Source organism: Microbacterium sp. MYb72, assembly GCF_002979415.1.
GTDB classification, from domain to species: Bacteria; Actinomycetota; Actinomycetes; order Actinomycetales; family Microbacteriaceae; genus Microbacterium; species Microbacterium natoriense.
Genome location: NZ_PCOT01000066.1, coordinates 1 through 1,166, shown reverse-complemented (window position 1 = coordinate 1,166; position 1,166 = coordinate 1). Strand labels below are relative to the sequence as shown.

The 1,166-nt window shown below is 67.2% G+C and carries 1 protein-coding gene; it reads right to left on the bottom strand.

Features of this window, described 5'->3' with window-relative positions; all coding sequences use genetic code 11:
• Positions 1–175: 175 nt before the first annotated feature.
• Complete coding sequence (locus CQ047_RS18625; RefSeq protein WP_105677540.1) at positions 176–1,153, bottom strand: hypothetical protein; 978 nt, start codon at positions 1,151–1,153, stop codon at positions 176–178.
• Positions 1,154–1,166 lie beyond the last annotated feature (13 nt).

The following is a 1,166-nucleotide window of genomic DNA, read 5'->3' as shown; positions in this document are numbered from 1 at the left end:
GCCCTTCTTCCTCCCCTCTTCCTCCTCTCCCTTCCTCGCTCCGCTCGTCGAGTGCACATGATGTCGACGAGTGCACGACTTCTCAACGCGGATTTCTCGTTCGGTCGACGAGTGCACATGAAGTCGACGCCAGCGGAGCGAGGAAGGGAGAGGAGGAAGAGGGGAGGAAGAAGGGCTAGGAGGGGGAGAGACCGAAGGCGGCAAGACGCAATGCCAGAGCGCGAGGAGTCTTGATGTGCGAGGTGTCCCAGCGCGCGAAGCGCCAGTGAGTGGTACCGCGGATCCAATCCTCCCGCTGCTTCTCTTCGAGGACCACCTGCTCGACGGGCTTCCCTGATCGCAGAGCAGCGTCGACGTACTTCTGCCGACCGTCGAACTCTCCGAACGCTCGGAGACCCCGCAGGCCGAAGTCGACGAAGTACGCCCTGCCGTCGGGTCCGTCGACTCGAACCTGCAGCTCGGGCGACTCGAACCCGAGACGGAACAGTTGCAGGCGGCTGACACTCTCCCCTGGCGACTCCGCGCGCCCGTCGGCGAACACGCTCACCCACCGCGCCTGGCGGATTCCCCTCACGCCGGCCCCGCGCTCCAGGCGTTCCCGCAGGCCCTGCCGCCATGACGTGCGAGCATCCTGATCCCACTCCCGGCCGCGCGAGGCCATCTGCCTCTCCCCCGCATCCGCCACGGCGACCGCAGCCTCGAGAGGCAGCTCCCGGATCAGGTCGAACACCGTTCGCGCGAGCCCGGTGCACCGGATGCCGCCGACGACACTCACGTCGTCGACCCGCAACGGGGAGACGTGTCTCCGCACATCCGGCGAGCTCGAGATCCTATGCGGAGCATCCGTCGTCATGTGCACGCGCGTCAGCCGCATCCCGTAGAGCGGAAGCCCCCAGAGCACCGCCGCCGATGAGTGCGACATGACGGCCGGGCCACGAGCGTCGCGCGCCACAGCGATGACGTGAGCGCGGTGGCGTTCCTCTTCCCAGAGCTTCTCCCGTTCCCCCGAGTCGATGAACCACCCGCGACGAAGCTGATGGAGAGCTCCGTCGCGCACCGCCCCGGCGATCTTCCGATCGGTCCATCCGTTCACGAGCAGGTCGGCGCGCGAACGCACATGGTGCGAGAGAGTGAGCCCGGCGGTTCCATCCATGCCTCATGCTGCG